Source organism: Aeromonas sp. 604443 (assembly GCF_049170315.1).
Lineage (GTDB): Bacteria > Pseudomonadota > Gammaproteobacteria > Enterobacterales > Aeromonadaceae > Aeromonas > Aeromonas veronii_A.
The window spans coordinates 1-18,024 of sequence record NZ_JAAKMI010000018.1 but is presented as its reverse complement, the minus strand read 5'-3'; the positions used below and the strand labels follow the sequence as shown (position 1 = coordinate 18,024).

Sequence of the window (18,024 nt, the reverse complement as noted above, 5' to 3'; positions counted from 1 at the left end):
GGGATCGCCTTTCAGTCTAGTCAACAACGCTCACTTGCGATAACCAGCAACTGGATAAACAGTCGCCCCCATCCAGCTCGCTCAGGCGATCACTCACCTCCTCCGGAAACAGGGTGCGTGCCCAGAGCCGCCGTGACAGAGAGGCTACGCTCTCGTCAGCGCCCGCCGCCAGCCAGCGGGCCAGCTCCCCCGCTACATCGGGGTAGCAAACCGCCCCCGGCGAGGCGCTGTCGAGCCAGGTACGCACCAGATTGGCATCGAGCACATCCATCAGGGTCGCCAGCCCCATCATCTCCAGAGTCTTGCCATTGGTCAGCTGCTCGAACTGGCCGCCGAGGGGTTTGACCAGCAGCTTCTTGCCAAGGGTGAGCGCCTCGGAAGCCAGCTCGAAACCCGCGTTGGAGATGACGCCGCGACAACCGGCCAACACGGCGATAAACCCGTGCCGCGATGGTGGTTCGAAGCGCAGGTTGCGCCATTGGCTCGGGGTGCGAATGGCGGGGTGAAAGCAGACGAAACGCTGCTGACCAAAGCGCGACAACAGGGCGGCGATCGCCTCGGTCTGCTCGAACGGCAGATAGACCAGGATCTCGCCGTTATCCGGCGCGGCGGCGATGGGGTCGATCACCGGTGGTAGCAAGGGGTGGCCGAAGTGAAACCAGTGCAGCCCGAGCGGCTGATCCACTGGGGCAAAGTGGCGCATCAGCTGACGGCTGATCCCATTATCCCCCCAGCGCGGGATGGGCCAGTTGAAGCTGGCCTGATGGCTGACGGTGAGGCTTGGCTTGCCATAGCGGCGGGCGGCGTGGGCGGTCAGCGGCTCAAAGTCGCTCACCACCAGATCGTATTCGCTGCAGTCGAGAGACCGCAGATCCCGCCAGAAGGTGAGCGGCGAGGCGGCTTGCAGGGTGCGCCACGGAGAAACTCGCCCCTCGTGACTGACAAAAGTGAGGCCGGGAAAGGCGCGGTAGGCGCCAAACTCCTCCATGTCGAAGTAGCAGTCGGCGGAGCGGCCGCTAAAGAGATAATCCACCTCGACCCCTGCCGTGCGCAGCGCCCGCGCCAGGGTGCGACTGCGACTGATGTGGCCGTTGCCGGTGCCCTGCACCCCGAACAGTATCCTCATGAATGGCTCCAGCCGAGCGCCAGCACGGCGCAAGCGCCCCCCAGCAGAGCACCGGCTACCAGATCGCTCAGGTAGTGTACCCCGAGCAGCAACCGGGATGCCCCCACCAGTGCCGCCCAGCCAAACAGCAGGGGTGCCCAGAGCGGAAAACCGGTGGCCAGTATGGTGGCCATCAGAAAGGCTGCGGCGGTATGGCCGGAGGGAAGGCTGTAGCGATCGGAGGGGGTGATAAAGACCGGCAAACCGACTGGCCGTTGCCGTTTCAGGCTGTTTTTCAGCAGCAGATAGAGGGGCAGTTCGATGGCGAAGGCAAGCAGCGCCAGTCGAACCAGTTCACGCTCTGCCTCCCCCAGCCACCAGAGCAAGGCGGCCAGCACGGCGTAAAGCGGGCCATCACCGGTGCGGGAAATGAGACGACTCACCCTCGCCTGCTGCCGGTTGTAACCGTGAAGCAGGCAGACCCGGCACACCTGAAGGTCCCATTGCTGGATCTTGTTCATATCCCCTCCTTCCCTGAATTCTGCTTGCAGAGTAAGAAAGCGGGATGACGTTACGTTGAACAAGGGATAACAGATTTATGAAAAAAGGGCCGAATGGCCCTTTTTAATCTCGATGTTGCGGCAAAATCAGTGGCTGCCGCGCAGACCGGTCTCCATCAGACGGCAGTTGTGGTCCGCCAGACGAGCCATGAAGTGCTCATCCACTTTCAGGCCAAACACCTGCTCGTAGAGATCCTTCATCACGAATGGCTGCCACATCATGCTGAGGAAGGAGATCTTCAGCATGTCGGGATCCAGGTTGTCACCCAGCTCGCCGTTGGACTTCATGGTTTCCAGCAGGGCATCGAACTGCGGCAGCTGGCGTTCCAGCAGACGGTTCAGCACAAAATCCCGGCCCGGGCTCTTCTCGGTCGACAATGCGCTGGAGATGGCAGAGGTCAGCTCGCTGTTGGGCGCCATCACCTGATAGTAGGTGTTGAGCAGCTCGTTGAGGCTGTGATTGCTGTGTTCATCTTGCCAGGCATGGTCGAGGGGTTCGGCCACATCGCCCAATACCGCTTTGTAAAGACCCTCTTTACTGCCAAAGTAGTAGTGGATCATTGCCAGATTGGAGCCAGCAAGCTCCGCGATTTCGCGTGTAGTTACCTTGCTATAGGGAGTATTGAGAAAACGCTCACGGGCGGCAGCAAGCAACTTGTCACGAATGTCAGAACGTCCGACCGGACGACCAGGTCTACGTTTTTCCATTTAACACCTCAGATAATTCAGCCAATGCTGATAAGTCGATCTGGTTGTGCAGAGAATAGAGCACAGCAGGAATGACCAGATAATCGGTCATGGGCCGAATATGGGACAAGGAAATTTGCAATCCTTTACAATCCGATTAAATACGCCAGCAGATTGCCCCTGACCTTCCGTGTTGACACAGCATAAAAATCTCGATATTGGTAAAAGCGTTATCGACTGGAAGGAATAACAACGTCATGCGTATCGCCACCCCGCTACTACTAATCTCCCTAATCGCGTTAACTCGCGCGGGATCCTTGTAGCCGGGCTAAGGCATAGCCGGAATTTACAAAAACCCGTGCACCCTGCACGGGTTTTTTTATGCCGCCGCAGGATGCACGTTACCGAACTTAGGAAGAGGGAAGTCACATGTCAGATCGGGTCATCATATTCGACACCACCTTGCGTGATGGTGAGCAGGCCCTGGCGGCCAGTTTGACAGTCAAGGAGAAGCTGCAGATAGCCCAGGCGCTGGAGCGGCTCGGTGTCGACGTCATGGAGGTGGGCTTCCCGGTCTCTTCTCCCGGCGATTTTCAATCGGTGCAGACCATCGCCCGCCACATCAAGAACAGCCGAGTCTGCGCCCTCGCCCGCGCCCTGCCAAAAGATATCGATGCCGCCGGTGAAGCCTTGCGGGTCGCCGAGGCGTTTCGCATCCACACCTTTATCTCCACCTCCTCCATCCATGTGGAGAGCAAGCTGAAAAAGAGCTTCGAGGATGTGCTGGAGATGGGGGTCGGCGCCATCAAGCACGCCCTGCGCTACACCGATGATGTGGAGTTCTCCTGCGAGGATGCGGGCCGCACGCCGATCGATAATCTCTGCCGCATGGTGGAGGCCGCCATCAAGGCGGGGGCCCGTACCATCAATATCCCCGATACCGTGGGCTACACGGTGCCGACCGAGTTCTCCGGCATCATCCACACCCTGTTCAACCGGGTCCCCAACATCGACAAGGCGATCATCTCGGTCCACTGCCACGATGATCTGGGGCTCTCGGTGGCCAACTCCATCGGCGCGGTGCAGATGGGGGCCCGCCAGATCGAGTGCACCATCAACGGCATCGGCGAACGGGCGGGCAACTGCTCGCTGGAAGAGGTGGCGATGATCCTCAAAACCCGCGCCGACCTGCTCGGGGTGCAAACCAATATCCGCCACAACGAAATTCATCGCACCAGCACGCTGGTCAGCCAGCTCTGCAACATGCCGGTGCAACCCAACAAGGCGATCGTCGGTGCCAATGCTTTCTCCCACAGCTCCGGCATCCATCAGGATGGCGTGCTCAAGGCGAAAAACACCTATGAAATCATCACCCCCGAGAGCATTGGCCTGACCCAGAACAACCTCAACATGACCTCCCGCTCCGGCCGCCACGTCATCAAGCACCGGATGGAGTCCATGGGCTACGCCGAGAGCAGCTACGACCTCGACCACCTCTACGGCAAATTCCTGACCCTGGCCGACAAGAAGGGTCAGGTGTTCGACTACGACCTCGAAGCGCTGGCCTTCTTCAGCCAGATCCACGAAGAGCCGGAGCACTTCAAACTGGAGTACCTCGGGGTGCAGAGCGGCAGCTCGGTACTGGCCACCGCCTCGGTCAAATTGAAGGTAGGACAGGATCTGATCTGCGAAGCGGCTACCGGCAACGGCCCGGTGGATGCGGTCTACCAGTGCATCAACCGCATCACCGGCTATGAGATCCGCATCGACAAATACGCCCTCAAGAGCAAGGGTGAAGGGGAAGATGCCCTCGGTCAGGTCGATATCGTCGCCGAGTACAAAGGGCGCAAATTCCACGGCATGGGACTGGCCACCGACATCATCGAATCCTCGGCCCACGCCCTGCTCCATGTGATCAACAGCATCTGGCGCGCCGATCAGGTCGCCGAACAGATGGAACGCAATAACAGCATCAAATCAGAAACCGTCTGAGCAGGACTCGCTGCCACACAGACGGCATGGAATGACAACATCAAGACGGGGAACGTCTGAACCGGCAACCGCGCGCAGCGTCGGGGAAACCGGACAGAGGGATCTCAAAGACAATATCAGGATGGAGAGTGTATGAGCAGTTATCGGATCGCAGTATTGCCGGGTGACGGCATTGGCCCGGAAGTGATGGCCGAAGCCGTCAAGGTGCTTGAGAAGGTGCAGGCCAGGTTCGGCCTCGCCTTCGAGTATGATAACCATGACGTGGGCGGCATCGCCATCGACAACCACGGTACCCCGCTGCCGCAAAGCACCATCGCGGGTTGTGAAGCGGCTGATGCCGTGCTGTTTGGCTCGGTGGGCGGCCCGAAATGGGAACATCTGCCCCCCAACGATCAGCCGGAACGTGGCGCACTGCTGCCCCTGCGCGCCCACTTCAAGCTGTTCTGCAACCTGCGTCCGGCCCGTATCTATACCGGTCTGGAACAGTTCTCACCCCTGCGCGCCGACATCTCCGATCGCGGTTTTGACATCGCCTGCGTGCGCGAGCTGACCGGCGGCATCTACTTCGGCCAGCCCAAGGGGCGTGAGGGAGAGGGGGCGAACGAGAAGGCGTTCGACACCGAGGTGTACCATCGCTTCGAGATTGAGCGCATCGCCAAGATTGCCTTTGAGTCGGCTCGCGTGCGCCGTGGCAAGGTCACCTCCATCGACAAGGCCAACGTACTCGCCTCTTCCATTCTGTGGCGCGAGGTGGTGACGCAAGTCGCCAAGTCCTATCCGGACGTAACCCTCAACCATATGTACATCGATAACGCCACCATGCAGCTCATCAAGGATCCGTCCCAGTTCGATGTGCTGCTCTGCTCCAACCTGTTCGGTGACATCCTCTCCGACGAGTGCGCCATGATCACCGGCTCCATGGGACTGCTCCCCTCCGCCAGCCTCAACGAATCAGGTTTCGGCCTGTTCGAACCGGCCGGTGGTTCGGCCCCGGATATCGCCGGCAAAGGGATTGCCAACCCCATCGCCCAGATCCTCTCCGCCGCCCTGATGCTGCGTTACAGCCTGGGTCAAGAGGCTGCCGCCCAGGCCATTGAGCAGGCCGTGGCCCAGACCCTGGCCGAGGGTTACTTCACCGCCGACCTGCATCAGGCCAGCGCCCGCCACCCAGTGCAGAGCACGTCCGAGATGGGTAGCCAGATCGCCGCCCGGATCTGAGCCACATAACAGAAAACAAGGAAGAGAGAAGCAATGGCCAAGACCCTCTATCAGAAAGTATTCGACGCCCACGTGGTACGGGAAGTGGAAGGGGAGACCCCCCTCATCTACATCGACCGCCATCTGGTGCATGAAGTGACCAGCCCACAGGCATTCGACGGCCTGCGCGCCATGAACCGCCAGCTGCGCCGCCCGGATCTGACCTGGGCTACCATGGATCACAACGTCTCCACCACCACCAAGGACATCGCCGCCTCCGGCGAGATGGCCCGCATCCAGATGGAGACGCTGGTGGACAACTGTAAAGAGTTCGGGGTTCGCCTCTACGATCTCAACCACAAATATCAGGGGATCGTCCATGTGATGGGCCCCGAGCTCGGCATAACCCTACCCGGCACCACTATTGTCTGCGGCGACTCCCACACCGCCACCCATGGCGCCTTCGGCTCGCTGGCGTTCGGCATCGGCACTTCCGAAGTGGAACATGTGATGGCGACCCAGACCCTGAAACAGGGCCGCGCCAGGACCATGCGCATTTCGGTCAACGGCAAACTGGCCGAGGGCATCAGTGCCAAGGATGTGGTGCTGGCCATTATCGGCAAGGTCGGCCACGCCGGTGGTACCGGCTACGTGGTGGAGTTCGCTGGCGAAGCCATCGAAGGGCTCACCATGGAAGGGCGGATGACGGTGTGCAACATGGCCATCGAGCTCGGCGCCAAGGCCGGCATGATCGCCCCCGACCAGACCACCATCAACTACATTCGCGGCAAGGAGTTCGCCCCCAAGGGTGAGGCGCTAGAGCAGGCCATCGCCTTCTGGCAGAGCCTCAAGAGCGATGAAGGTGCCCACTTCGATGCCGAAGTTGTGCTGGACGCCGCCGATATCGCCCCGCAGGTCACCTGGGGGACCAACCCGGGCCAGGTGATTGCCGTCAATGAGCCGATTCCGGCACCAGAATCCTTCAGCGATCTGATGGAACAGCAATCCGCCCGCAAGGCGCTCGCCTACATGGATTTGCAACCGGGCCAGAAGCTCTCCGACGTTGCCATCGACAAGGTGTTCATCGGCTCGTGCACCAACAGCCGCATCGAGGATCTGCGCGCCGCAGCCGCCATCGCCCGCGGTCGCAAGGTCGCCGCTGGCGTGCAGGCGCTGGTGGTGCCGGGTTCCGAGCAGGTGAAGGCGCAGGCCGAAGCCGAGGGGCTGGACAAGATCTTCATCGAGGCCGGTTTTGAGTGGCGCCTGCCCGGCTGCTCCATGTGTCTGGCCATGAACAACGACCGCCTGCAACCGGGAGAGCGCTGCGCCTCCACCAGCAACCGCAACTTCGAAGGGCGTCAGGGCCGCGCCGGCCGCACCCATCTGGTCAGCCCGGCCATGGCCGCCGCCGCCGCCGTCACCGGCCGCTTCGCCGACATTCGCGCACTGTAAGAGGACATTTCGATGACCGGATTCAAACAGCATAAAGGGATCGTCGCCCCCCTCGACAGCGCCAACGTCGACACCGACGCCATCATTCCCAAACAGTTTTTGCAAAAAGTAAACCGCATCGGTTTTGGCAAGCACCTGTTCCACGACTGGCGCTTTCTGGACGATGCCGGCCAGCAGCCCAACCTCGAGTTCGTGCTCAACCAACCGCAATTCGCCGGTGCCAGCATCCTGCTGGCTCGCGAGAACTTCGGCTGCGGGTCTAGTCGCGAGCACGCCCCCTGGGCGCTGGCGGACTACGGTTTCAAGACCATCATAGCCCCGAGCTTTGCCGATATTTTCTACGGCAACGCTATCAACAACGGCATGGTGCCGGTGCGTCTGAAGGAGGAGGAGGTCGACGCCCTGTTCCAGCTGGTCGCCGCCCAGCCGGGCATCCAGATCGAAGTGGATCTGGAAGCGAATCAGGTACGTGCAGGTAGCCTCAGCTTCGGTTTCGAGATCGACGAATTCCGCCGTTATTGCCTGCTCAACGGCTTGGATGCCATCGGCCTGACCCTGCAGCACGAGGCCGCCATCAGCGCCTTTGAGGCAAAGCAGCCGAGCTGGATTTAATCAGCCAGTTGCAAAAAAACGAGTAGAATCAACAGGGAGCTTCGGCTCCCTGTTTTACTGTCCGCGACGCTTCCCACTTTGGACCACCGGAACTGGCCCGTGCCACAGGAAAGGATGATGAAGAGACCGACGGCAATTCCTCTGCTCTGTGCCCTGCTGCTTGCCCTGCCTGCGGGGGCCAGCCAAACCAGCTTCAACAACAGCCTCGGCCAGATCAGCGTCGGCTGGCAGGATAGCGAAGGCAAATCCCAACAGCTCACCTACCGGCTCGAACAGGGCAAGTTACCGCCTCTCATCGCCTATCGCCCGGCCAGAATGCAGGAGGAGGTATTGCAGGTATTGCTGCGGGAGGTGCGCCAGAACTACCCCGAGGTGCAGTTCACCCTCTCCCGCCCCTCGCTGGAGCTGCATCTGAAAAGCCGCAATCAGGACAAGGCGCGCGAGGCGATGGCCTTTCTGCAGTCCAAGCGGAGCAAAGAGGAGCAGGCGTGGCTGACCAAACACTACTTCCAGTACTTCAACACCCCCGACGGGCAGCTGGCGGTGAAGCAAGATCATGTGCGCATCGCGCTGGAGAGTCGCAGCGGGCTGGCTCCGCTGGCGGATCAGCTCAAACAGCAGGGCAGTACCGAAACAGAAGCGCGCCAGAAAACCGTGGCCCATATGCTCACCTTTATCCAGAGCATCCCCTATCAGCAGCTCGACAGCCTGAATGGAAGACAGGGCAAGGGCTTCCTCCCGCCCCGTCAGGTACTGGAACAGAACCGGGGTGATTGCGACAGCAAGGTAACCCTGATGGCCGCCATGCTGGCCCAGCTCTTTCCCGAGCTGAAACAGGCCATGGTGTTCGTCCCCGGCCATGCCCTGCTGGCTGTTGACCTGCCCGCCAAGCCGGGGGATGCGACCCTCAACTGGCAGGGGCAAAACTACCTGCTGCTCGAACCCACAGGCCCCGCCACCTTGCCTGCGGGCCAAATAGCTTCGACCAGCAAAACGCTGGTCGATAGCAAGCAGTTGAGTGTGCAACCGGTTCAGGAAAAAGGCTAACCCCCTCCCTCTGCCGATGAGGAGAGAGGATTAACCCTGAGGCAGAAACTCCACCGCCAGCAGCAACCCGCTCTCCTCCTCCAGCACCCGGATTATACGGGCATGGGCTTCAAAGGGAGGCAACAGGTTGTTGTTGGTGGCAAGACTGATCCGGATGGGCTGATTGATGTCGAGCTGGTGTTCAGAGACCGCAATCCCCATGCCGTTGGCACTGAGATCCCGGCAGATCCCCTCCAGCACCAGCTGCTGCTGATAGACTGTGACCGGAGCATTGATGACCATGCGCGCAAAGGCACGCCTTTCCTTGGTATTGGTAAGCACGCGAACATCCTCTGTTGGGTGGGCGTCATCTCATGGGTATTGCACAATTGTGCTGGTCTACCCAAAAGAACGTTAATACAATGCGGTTCGTTTCTCAAACGGGGTGCGGTTTACCGCTGAGATTATACCCGTGTACCTGATCCAGATAATGCTGGCGGAGGAATTTGAGGCATGGCGCTCATTTTTTGCGCCCTCACCCGCTGGCACCTCGTTATTAACAAGTAATAGGGAGTGCCACCCATGAAGACCCTGCTGCTGGTCACCACCGGCCTGCTGTCGGCCAATGTGTTCGCCGCCGACACCCTCACCGTCTACACCTACAGCTCTTTCACTGCCGAGTGGGGTCCGGGGCCCAAGATCAAACAGGCCTTCGAGAAAGAGTGCGACTGCACCCTCAATCTGGTTCCCCTCGAAGATGGGGTCGCCATCCTCAACCGGCTGCGGCTGGAGGGCAACCACAGCAAGGCCGATCTGGTGCTGGGGCTCGACGATGCCCTCATCAGCGAAGCCAAGCAGAGCGGTCTGTTCGCCCCCCATCCCGCCAAGCTGGATGGCATCAAGGTGCCGGGTGGCTGGCAGGATGACACCTTCGTCCCCTACGACTACGGCTACTTCGCCTTCGTCTATGACAAAGACAAACTCAAGCAGCCGCCCAAGAGCCTGAAAGAGCTGGTGGAGCGTCCCGACCTCAAAGTGATCTATCAGGATCCCCGCACCTCCACCCCGGGGCAGGGGCTGATGCTGTGGATGAAGTCTGTCTACGGCGACAAGGCGCCTGCCGCCTGGGGCGAGCTTGCCAAAAAGACGGTCACCGTCACCAAGGGGTGGTCAGAGGCCTATGGCATGTTCCTCGATGGCGAAGCGGACATGGTACTCTCCTACACCACCTCTCCGGCCTATCACCTGATTGCCGAGAACAAGCCCCAGTATCAGGCTGCCGCCTTCGAGGAGGGTCAATACCGTCAGGTAGAAGTGGCCGCCAAGCTGAAGAGCGCCAAACAGGAGAAGCTGGCTGACCAGTTCCTGCAATTTATGGTTAGCCCCGCCTTCCAGCAGGAAATCCCGACCGGCAACTGGATGTATCCGGTTATCGACACGCCGCTGCCCAAGGGCTTCGAGCAGATGATCACCGTAGCCAAGCCGCTCGCCTTCAGCAGCGATGAGGTGGCCGCCAATCGCAAAGGGTGGATCCGCGAGTGGCTGCAAGCCGTCACCCAGTGAGCCGTTATCTGAAACCACAGGCTCGTCCTCTCTGGTGGCTGCCGGGCAGTGCAGCCACCCTGTTGATCCTGCTGTTATCCCTCGGGCCGCTCGCGGCCCTGCTGTGGCAGGCCGGTTCGCTGGCACCCCGCTCCCTGCTCGCAGATCCTTATCTGCGTCATGTGCTGGGCTTCAGTCTGGGGCAGGCACTGCTCTCCACCCTGCTGAGCCTGGGGCTTGCCATTCCGGTGGCCCGTGCGCTGGCACGGCGCCGCTTCCTTGGCCGCACCCTGCTGATCAAGTTGTTTGGCCTCTCGCTGGTACTGCCGGTCATCATCGCCATCTTCGGTATCGTGGCTGTCCACGGCAAACAGGGATGGCTGCCGCAGCTGCTGCGCACCTTGGGGCTGGATCCAGGCAATTATCTCTACGGCCTGTTCGGTATCCTGCTGGCCCACGTCTTCTTCAACATGCCGCTGGCGGCCCGCCTGATGCTGCAGAGCATAGAGAGCATCCCCGAATCGAGCTGGCGCCTTGCCAGCCAGCTCGGCATGCGCTCATCCCATATCTTCCGGCTGCTGGAGTGGCCGCTTATTCGCGGCATATTGCCGGGGCTGGCCAGCCTCATCTTTATGCTCTGCTTCACCAGCTTCACCACAGTGCTGGCGCTGGGAGGCGGGCCGAAATCCACCACGCTGGAAGTGGCCGTCTATCAGGCGCTGCGCTTTGACTTCGATCTCGCCACCGCAGGCGGACTGGCGCTGGTGCAGCTGATCCTGACCGCCGCCCTGCTCGCCCTGCAGCACAAGCTGCAGAGCACCCCGGCCAGCAGGGTGACACCCCGTCGTCCCTGCCTGCGGCCGGATCGCCATCAGCCAGGCACGGCCGTGGTGGATCTCCTCTCGCTCAGCATCGGGCTCGCCATCTTTCTGCCACCGTTGCTGGCCATCATCGTCGCCGGCCTCCACCCCGGTCTGCTGACGGCGCTCACCTCCGCCAAACTGTGGCAGGCGAGCGGCCAGTCGCTGTTGATTGCGTTGGCAGCCGGTGCATTGGCCACCTTGCTCGGCGGTGCACTGCTGCTGACCAGCCGTCATCTACGGATACGGGCTCGCAAGCGGCGGGCAGCCGCCCTGTGGGAGGCCAGCGGCTCGGTGATCCTGATGATCCCGGCAGTGGTGCTCTCTACCGGTCTCTTCATCCTGTTTATGCCGTTCGCCGATGTGTTCGCCCTCGGCCCCTGGCTGGTGGTGCTGGTCAACGCCCTGATGGCGCTACCCTATGTGATGCGCACCCTCTCCGCCCCCATGCAGCTGGTGGTGCGCCAATATGACCGGCTGGCGGATAGCCTGGGGGTACGCGGCCTGCATCGCCTGCGACTGGTGGAGTGGCCGCTGCTGCGCCGCCCGCTAGCACTAGCGATGGCACTGTCGATGATCCTCTCGCTGGGGGATCTCGGCGCCATCGCCATGTTTGGCAGTCAGGAGCTCACCACCCTGCCCTGGCTGCTCTACCAACAGCTTGGCAGCTATCGATTGACCGAGGCAGCCGCCACCGCTCTGCTGCTGCTGACGCTCTGTTTCTCCCTGTTCTGGCTGGTGGAGCGGGGTCTTGGAGGAAAACATGCTGAACATTGATATGCTTGCGACCAGCTACCCCGACTGGCGCGTCAGCTTCAGCGCGACCCTGCCCAAGGGAGAGATCACCGCACTGATCGGCCCAAGCGGCGCAGGTAAATCAACCCTGCTCGGGATGATCGCCGGATTCGTGCCGGTGGAGTCGGGCCGCCTCAGCTTCGATGGCGAAGATCTGCTGCCACTGGGCCCGGCCGAGCGACCAGTCACCACCCTGTTTCAGGATCACAACCTGTTCCTCCATCTGTCGGTGTTCGACAATATCGCCATCGGCTTGCACCCGGGTCTGCGCCTGCGTGCCGCCCAGCGGGCACAGGTGCTCGATGCAGCCGCACGGGTTGGTCTTGGCGAGATGTTAAACCGCCAGCCTGAACAGCTCTCCGGCGGCCAGCAGCAGCGGGTCGGGCTGGCTCGCGCGCTGGTGCGCGGCAAACCGCTGCTGCTGCTGGATGAGCCCTTCTCTGCCCTCGATCCCGCCCTGCGCCGGGAGATGCTGGCCGAAGTGGCGCGCCTCGCCTGCGAACAGGGCATTACCGTACTGATGGTGTCCCACAATCCGGAAGATGCCCAGCTTATCGCCGATCAGGTGCTGTTTGTCGACGAGGGGCGCATCGCCCTGCAAGGCAAGCCGGATATTCTGCAAAACAGCGACCACCCGGGGCTGCTGCGCTATCTTGGCCAATAACCCTTGGGAATAAAGACTGCGCCATGATCAAAAAGGGAAGCCAAGTGGCTTCCCTTTTTCATATGAAGATAGTCAGCTAAATCAGAGATTTTCCTCGGCGAACGAAGCCAGTCGGCTGCGCACGACGCCATTGAGGAAGATGTTGGCACTGCCGTCAAAATCCTTGAAACGCTCGACGATGTAGGTGAGACCCGAGGTCACCGGGCTAAGGTAGTTGGAGTCGATCTGGGCCAGGTTACCAGAGCAGACGATCTTGGTGCCTTCGCCGCAACGGGTGATGATGGTCTTGATCTGGGAAGCGGTCAGGTTCTGGCACTCATCCAGCAGCACGAAGGTGTTCTGGATGCTGCGCCCGCGCATGAAGTTGACCGATTTGAACTGGATATTGGCCTTCTCCATGATGTAGCTGAGCGAGCCGCTCATGTTCTCGTCCTGCTTGTGCAGCACCTCCAGGGTGTCGGTCACCGCCGCCAACCAGGGCATCATCTTCTCCTCTTCGGTGCCGGGCAGGAAGCCGATGCTCTCGGCAATTTCCGGGGTATTCCGGGTGACGATCACCTTCTCGTAAATGCCCTTCTCAATCACCAACTCCAGCGCAGCAGCCATGGCCAGCAAGGTTTTGCCGCAACCGGCCGGGCCGGTCAGGATCACCAGATCGATGTGCGGATCGAGCAGTGCATCCAGCGCCATCCCCTGATAGACATTCTTGGGGTGTACACCCCACGCCTTGCGAGACATCAGTCGCTCGCGGCCCAGATCCTTGATGCGGATCTTGCTGCCATCGTGGCTGAGCACCCGGGCGGCGAAGAAATTCTCTTCATCCACCAGATACTGGTTTACGTGAACCCCTTCCAGCAGATTGGCATCGATCACATGGATGGTGTCGCGACCATGGGTCTCGCTCTCGCACTCGCCAACCCGCTCCCAGAAGCTGCCGGGCACCACCTGAAAGCCTTTGGCCAGCAGGCGGATATCATCGATCAGCTGGTCACTACGGTAATCTTCAACGTGAGCAAGCCCGGCTCCCTTGGCCTTGAGGCGCATGTTGATGTCTTTGGTGACCAGCACCACCTGGCGCTTCAACTCATGCTTTTGCAGATAGAGGGCCGCGTTGATGATACGGTTGTCGGCCTCCTTGTCGGTAAAGACCTCGGCATCCTGCGGCAGATGGTGATCGCTGAAGATGCAGATATTGCCGCTCGCTTCGCCAGCCAGCGGCACGCCCTGGGTGATCTGATCCGGGGTTGCATCGCGGAACACATCTTCCAGCGCACGAATGGCCACCCGCGCGTCGCGGCTGACATCCTTGTTGCGATCCTTGATGTTATCGAGCTCTTCCAGCACAGTCATGGGGATGAGCACGTCGTGCTCTTTGAAGGAGTAGATAGCGAGGGGTTCGTGAAGCAGAACGTTGGTATCCAGGATAAACAGCTTTCGGTCCGTATTGTCCATAAGCATCCTCCTTGGCACTGAAGGGCCACGTGTGTGAATCTCAGATGTCATTGAAACCACACGGCCGTGACAGTTTTATTACCCTCAACGCTACGCCCGATTTTACTATCGCGCAACAAATCACTTGGCCGCCTGATTTGATTGCGCATAAAAACAGCAATACAAAGACCGGCACTGTGGCCGGTCTCTTTTCTATCGTTCAACTACTTGGGCATGTTTGTCAGCCGCACTTGGAGTCGCCACAGTTGAGGCAGGTCATGCAGCCATCCTTCAGCACCAGCGCCTTGGTGTGGCACTTGTAGCAGAGCGCAGCATTGGCCGGGAAACCACTGCCACTCTGTTGCTCTTCAGCCTCCTGAGCCGCCTTCAACTCGGCCTGTTTCTCAGCCAGAAACGCCTGCTGATGCTCGTCCAGCCCGGTTGCCTTGAGCATGCCGATCTCGGTGAGATGGCTCTCGATCACGTTGCCAATTTCGGCGATCAGCGATGGCACATACTTGCCCTTGTTCCAGTAGCCGCCCTTGGGATCAAACACCGAGCGCAGCTCCTCCACCAGGAAGGTGACATCCCCACCCTTGCGGAATACCGCCGAGATGATGCGGGTCAGCGCCACGATCCACTGATAGTGCTCCAGGCTCTTGGAGTTGATGAAAATCTCGAACGGACGGCGAGTTTCGTGAACCGTGCCCTCGTTGAGAATGATGTCGTTGATGGTGATGAACAGCGAGTGCTCGGAGACATGCTCCGGCGTCTTCAACTTGTAGGTGGTGCCCATCAGCCGCTCCGGGCGCAGCACGGTTTCGTGCATATGCACTACGTCATCCTGCACAGAGAGATCTTCTTGCGGCTCATCCTTGGTACGCACCTTGTAGGCGACGATTTTCTTGTCGATCTTCTTGACCATAATGTCGTTCTCAGAATTTACCGTAATAGCCTTCTTTCAAGGCGTCGTAGAGGTTGGCGGCCGTATGCAGCTCGCCATCGTATTCGATCTCTTCGTTCCCCTTGACGGAGATGATGGAGCCATCCTCCAGGGTGAAATCGTACAGGGTGTTCTCCAGATCCTTCTCCTTCACCAGCACGCCCTGGAAGGCCTCAGGATTGAAGCGGAAGGTAGTGCACCCCTTGAGGCCAGAGTCCGAGGCATACATGTAGATGTCCTTGAACTGCTCGAACGGAAAATCGGTCGGCACATTGGCAGTCTTGGAGATGGAGGAGTCAATCCAGCGCTGGGCCGCAGCCTGAATGTCCACATGCTGCGCCGGGGTGATGTCATCGGCAGTAATGAAGTAGTCCGGCAGACGACTTGCCTCATCATCGGCATAGGGCATGGCGGACGGATTCACCAGCTCGCGATAGGCCAGCAGCTCGAAGGAGTAGACATCGACGCTCTCCTTGCTCTTCTTGCCCGGCTTGATGACGTTGCGGCTGTAGTGGTGAGCAAAGCTCGGCTCGATGCCGTTGCTGGCGTTGTTGGCCAGTGACAGCGAGATGGTGCCGGTGGGCGCAATACTGCTGTGGTGAGTGAAACGCCCACCCACTTCGGCCAGCTCGGCGACCAGCGCAGGATCTACCTCGGCAACCTGCTGCATGTAGCGGCTGTAGCGCGCATGCAGCACCTTGCCCTTCACCTTGTCACCCACCTTGATGCCATCAGCCGCCATTTCCGGGCGCAGACGCAGCATCTTGCCAGTCACTTCAAACTCCTGCTCCATGATGGGGGCAGAGCCCTTCTCCTTGGCCAGACGCAGGGACTCCTGCCAGCCGGTCATCGCCAGCTCCTGGGATACCTGCTCGGTAAAGGCCACGGATGCCGCAGAGCCGTACTTGATCAGCAGCATGGTGAGGGTCGAACCAAGACCCAGGAAGCCCATGCCGTGACGGCGCTTGGCAGTGATCTCCTCGCGCTGTTTGGCCAGCGGCAGTTGGTTGATCTCCACCACGTTGTCGAGCATGCGAGTAAAGATGGCCACCACCTTGCGAAACGCCTGCCAATCGAATGCCGCGTTTTCAGTAAAAGGGTCGCGCACAAACTTGGTCAGATTGACCGAGCCCAGCAGACAGGCACCGTAGGGCGGCAACGGCTGCTCACCACAGGGGTTGGTCGCGCGGATCTCTTCACAGAACCAGTTGTTGTTCATCTGGTTGACCTTGTCGATCAGGATGAAGCCGGGCTCTGCATAGTCATAGGTGGAGGTCATGATGACATTCCACAGCTTACGGGCTGGCATGGTCTTGTAGACCTTACAAGCGACCTGCCCCAACTCGTTGAATACAACCCCTTCCTTGTTGGGCCAGTCGGCCCATAGCACCTGAGCAGGATCGTCCAGCGCAATGCCATCCTGCTCCACCTCTTTGGCGGTGTAGGGGAAGATCAGCGACCAGGGGGCATCCTCTTTCACCGCCTTGACGAAATCTTCGGTGATGAGCAGGGAGAGGTTGAACTGACGCAGGCGGCCATCTTCACGCTTGGCCTGAATAAACTCGATCACATCGGGATGGCGGATATCCATGGTGCCCATCTGGGCGCCGCGACGGCCACCGGCTGACGAGACGGTGAAACACATCTTGTCATAGATATCCATAAAGGAGAGCGGGCCGGAAGTGTAGGCACCGGCACCGGAGACAAAGGCACCGCGCGGGCGCAGGGTCGAGAAGTCATAGCCGATACCGCACCCGGCTTTCAGGGTCAGACCGGCCTCGTGCACCTTGCCAAGGATATCGTCCATCGAATCTTCGATGGTGCCTGAAACGGTACAGTTGATGGTCGAAGTGGCAGGCTTGTGTTCAAAAGCCCCGGCGTTGGAGGTGATGCGGCCCGCCGGAATGGCACCATTGCGCAGTGCCCACAGGAAAGACTCATACCAGGCCTCCGGTTCCAGCTCCTGCTCCGCCAAAGCTCGGGCTACCCGCTGGTAGGTCTCATCGATAGAGCTGTCGATGGGAGTGCCATCCTTGCTCTTGAGGCGATACTTGCTATCCCAGATCTCGAGGGACGTTTCCTGCATGGGGATAAGGCGGGAGCCAAGCTCACTCTCCAGCACCGGGTTCGATTTAGCCATTTTCAATCAACCTTATGTGAATGCATCGACATCATGACAACAGCAGAAAACACAACTAATGGTGTCATCTAAAATTAATGACACAACATATAGTACACCTGATGCCATGAGGGCGCCGATTCTAACCTAAAAAAATGCCCCGGCCAGCAGATTTCTGGGCCGAGGCACTTAACTGATTAATTTAATGAGAGATTTAACACTCAGAGATAGATCAGGGCTTCTTGACGTATACCGTCGGTGTTTCACCCGCCATATTCAGATAGAACTCGTAGACGCCATCGGCATCCGGTGAGAACTTCATGTCCTCATACTTGGAACAGGGGTTGACCGGCACAGCCTCACCACCCAGTACGGCAACACCATCACTCGGGCTCTTGTAGCCAAAGTTGGTACCGCAGCTCCAGCCTGAATCAGCAAACTTGAACTTGTAGGGGGCCCACTCTTTCTTGAGGGTGCCTTTGGCCATGTAGAGCTTGTCGGCTACCTTGACTACCTTGCTTTCATCAGTCGCCATCCAGTCGTTCATCTCCCCGCGCAGGTAGATGGACTTGCCACCGAAGTCGCTGTTGTCTGCCCCCGCCTGCTCTGCACCACCATTGGATGCGCAACCGCCTAATACCAGGGTTCCCGCCGCCAGCATCATCGTTACTGTTCTCTTGAACATGAGTCTATTCCTTAAATTATTGTGATTCCTTGGTCCATCAATATGGACTGAAGAATTAAACCAGAGGAGACATCACAAGAAAGGTAGAGGCATCACATTCTGTACTTTTTGTATCCAACACATTGAATTGGTGAGCAAATATCGAACAGAAAAAGAGGTCTTTTTGGGGCTTTAGAAGGCTAATCAATGAATGACAAGAAGGGGGAAGTCTAATAATCCGGCGACGTGATGAATTGCAGGCAATAAAAAACCCCGCTCATTGAGCGGGGTTTCTTGTATTGGGTGCCTGGCAGTGTCCTACTCTCGCATGGCGAATGCCACACTACCATCGGCGCTACCGCGTTTCACTTCTGA

At 59.4% G+C, this 18,024-nt stretch carries 16 protein-coding genes and 1 riboswitch; of the genes, 8 read left to right on the top strand and 8 right to left on the bottom strand.

Going from position 1 to position 18,024, the window contains the following annotated elements; translation table 11 throughout:
- Positions 1 to 16: 16 nt before the first annotated feature.
- The 3 genes from G5380_RS18820 to G5380_RS18810 all read right to left on the bottom strand — a co-directional run bounded on the left by G5380_RS18820 (position 17) and on the right by G5380_RS18810 (position 2,373).
- The gene (locus G5380_RS18820; protein ID WP_421353009.1) at positions 17 to 1,126 is read right to left on the bottom strand and encodes an MJ1255/VC2487 family glycosyltransferase; all 1,110 of its coding nucleotides are present in this window, start codon (positions 1,124 to 1,126) and stop codon (positions 17 to 19) included.
- Positions 1,123 to 1,626 carry a phosphatase PAP2 family protein gene (locus G5380_RS18815; protein ID WP_042052499.1) on the bottom strand — a complete coding sequence of 168 codons (504 nt, stop codon included), beginning with the start codon at positions 1,624 to 1,626 and terminating at the stop codon, positions 1,123 to 1,125. The genes G5380_RS18820 and G5380_RS18815 overlap by 4 nt, the downstream gene beginning before the upstream one ends.
- 126 nt (positions 1,627 to 1,752) lie before the next feature.
- Positions 1,753 to 2,373 (bottom strand): TetR/AcrR family transcriptional regulator, encoded by a 621-nt coding sequence (locus G5380_RS18810; RefSeq protein WP_005349170.1) that lies wholly within the window; start codon positions 2,371 to 2,373, stop codon positions 1,753 to 1,755.
- 408 nt (positions 2,374 to 2,781) lie between these two features.
- On the opposite strand from G5380_RS18810, the gene leuA reads away from it, so the two are divergent.
- The 5 genes from leuA to G5380_RS18785 all read left to right on the top strand — a co-directional run bounded on the left by leuA (position 2,782) and on the right by G5380_RS18785 (position 8,652).
- Positions 2,782 to 4,344, top strand: coding sequence for a 2-isopropylmalate synthase (gene leuA, locus G5380_RS18805; RefSeq protein ID WP_005341192.1), 1,563 nt, complete (start codon positions 2,782 to 2,784; stop codon positions 4,342 to 4,344).
- Positions 4,345 to 4,476: 132 nt separating this feature from the next.
- Positions 4,477 to 5,562: a 3-isopropylmalate dehydrogenase gene (gene leuB, locus G5380_RS18800; protein WP_421353008.1), complete on the top strand. Its 1,086-nt coding sequence runs from the start codon at positions 4,477 to 4,479 to the stop codon at positions 5,560 to 5,562.
- Positions 5,563 to 5,595: 33 nt separating this feature from the next.
- On the top strand, positions 5,596 to 6,993 hold the full coding sequence (gene leuC, locus G5380_RS18795) for a 3-isopropylmalate dehydratase large subunit (RefSeq protein ID WP_279503528.1): 1,398 nt from the start codon (positions 5,596 to 5,598) through the stop codon (positions 6,991 to 6,993).
- Between the two features lie 12 nt (positions 6,994 to 7,005).
- On the top strand, positions 7,006 to 7,605 hold the full coding sequence (leuD, locus tag G5380_RS18790; RefSeq protein ID WP_201989577.1) for a 3-isopropylmalate dehydratase small subunit: 600 nt from the start codon (positions 7,006 to 7,008) through the stop codon (positions 7,603 to 7,605).
- Between the two features lie 117 nt (positions 7,606 to 7,722).
- Positions 7,723 to 8,652, top strand: a complete 930-nt coding sequence (locus G5380_RS18785; RefSeq protein WP_266135457.1) for a transglutaminase domain-containing protein — start codon at positions 7,723 to 7,725, stop codon at positions 8,650 to 8,652.
- A gap of 30 nt (positions 8,653 to 8,682) precedes the next feature.
- On the opposite strand, the gene G5380_RS18780 is transcribed toward G5380_RS18785, so the two are convergent.
- On the bottom strand, positions 8,683 to 8,973 hold the full coding sequence (locus G5380_RS18780) for a PilZ domain-containing protein (protein ID WP_005339160.1): 291 nt from the start codon (positions 8,971 to 8,973) through the stop codon (positions 8,683 to 8,685).
- A gap of 89 nt (positions 8,974 to 9,062) precedes the next feature.
- A riboswitch (TPP riboswitch) is annotated at positions 9,063 to 9,153 on the top strand.
- A 60-nt stretch (positions 9,154 to 9,213) separates the two neighbouring features.
- Between G5380_RS18780 and thiB the strand changes: the two genes are divergently transcribed.
- Genes thiB through thiQ form a run of 3 tightly spaced genes read left to right on the top strand, consistent with a single transcriptional unit; the run spans position 9,214 to position 12,492 of the window.
- Positions 9,214 to 10,194 carry a thiamine ABC transporter substrate binding subunit gene (thiB, locus tag G5380_RS18775; protein ID WP_421353007.1) on the top strand — a complete coding sequence of 327 codons (981 nt, stop codon included), beginning with the start codon at positions 9,214 to 9,216 and terminating at the stop codon, positions 10,192 to 10,194.
- On the top strand, positions 10,191 to 11,810 hold the full coding sequence (thiP, locus tag G5380_RS18770) for a thiamine/thiamine pyrophosphate ABC transporter permease (protein ID WP_421353020.1): 1,620 nt from the start codon (positions 10,191 to 10,193) through the stop codon (positions 11,808 to 11,810). The genes thiB and thiP overlap by 4 nt, the downstream gene beginning before the upstream one ends.
- Positions 11,797 to 12,492: a thiamine ABC transporter ATP-binding protein gene (gene thiQ / locus G5380_RS18765; RefSeq protein WP_421203454.1), complete on the top strand. Its 696-nt coding sequence runs from the start codon at positions 11,797 to 11,799 to the stop codon at positions 12,490 to 12,492. Before thiP ends, thiQ begins: the two co-directional genes overlap by 14 nt.
- Before the next feature lie 81 nt (positions 12,493 to 12,573).
- Here thiQ and G5380_RS18760 read toward each other — a convergent pair whose 3' ends face one another.
- From G5380_RS18760 to G5380_RS18745, 4 genes are all read right to left on the bottom strand, one after another.
- On the bottom strand, positions 12,574 to 13,944 hold the full coding sequence (locus tag G5380_RS18760) for a PhoH family protein (protein WP_005339173.1): 1,371 nt from the start codon (positions 13,942 to 13,944) through the stop codon (positions 12,574 to 12,576).
- Positions 13,945 to 14,164: 220 nt separating this feature from the next.
- A complete protein-coding gene (locus G5380_RS18755) occupies positions 14,165 to 14,848 on the bottom strand; it encodes an NrdJb (protein ID WP_421353006.1) in 684 nt (227 codons plus the stop codon).
- 10 nt (positions 14,849 to 14,858) lie between these two features.
- The gene (locus G5380_RS18750) at positions 14,859 to 17,006 is read right to left on the bottom strand and encodes an adenosylcobalamin-dependent ribonucleoside-diphosphate reductase (RefSeq protein ID WP_421353005.1); all 2,148 of its coding nucleotides are present in this window, start codon (positions 17,004 to 17,006) and stop codon (positions 14,859 to 14,861) included.
- A 211-nt stretch (positions 17,007 to 17,217) separates the two neighbouring features.
- Positions 17,218 to 17,670 (bottom strand): pullulanase, encoded by a 453-nt coding sequence (locus G5380_RS18745; RefSeq protein WP_005349109.1) that lies wholly within the window; start codon positions 17,668 to 17,670, stop codon positions 17,218 to 17,220.
- Positions 17,671 to 18,024: the final 354 nt, after the last annotated feature.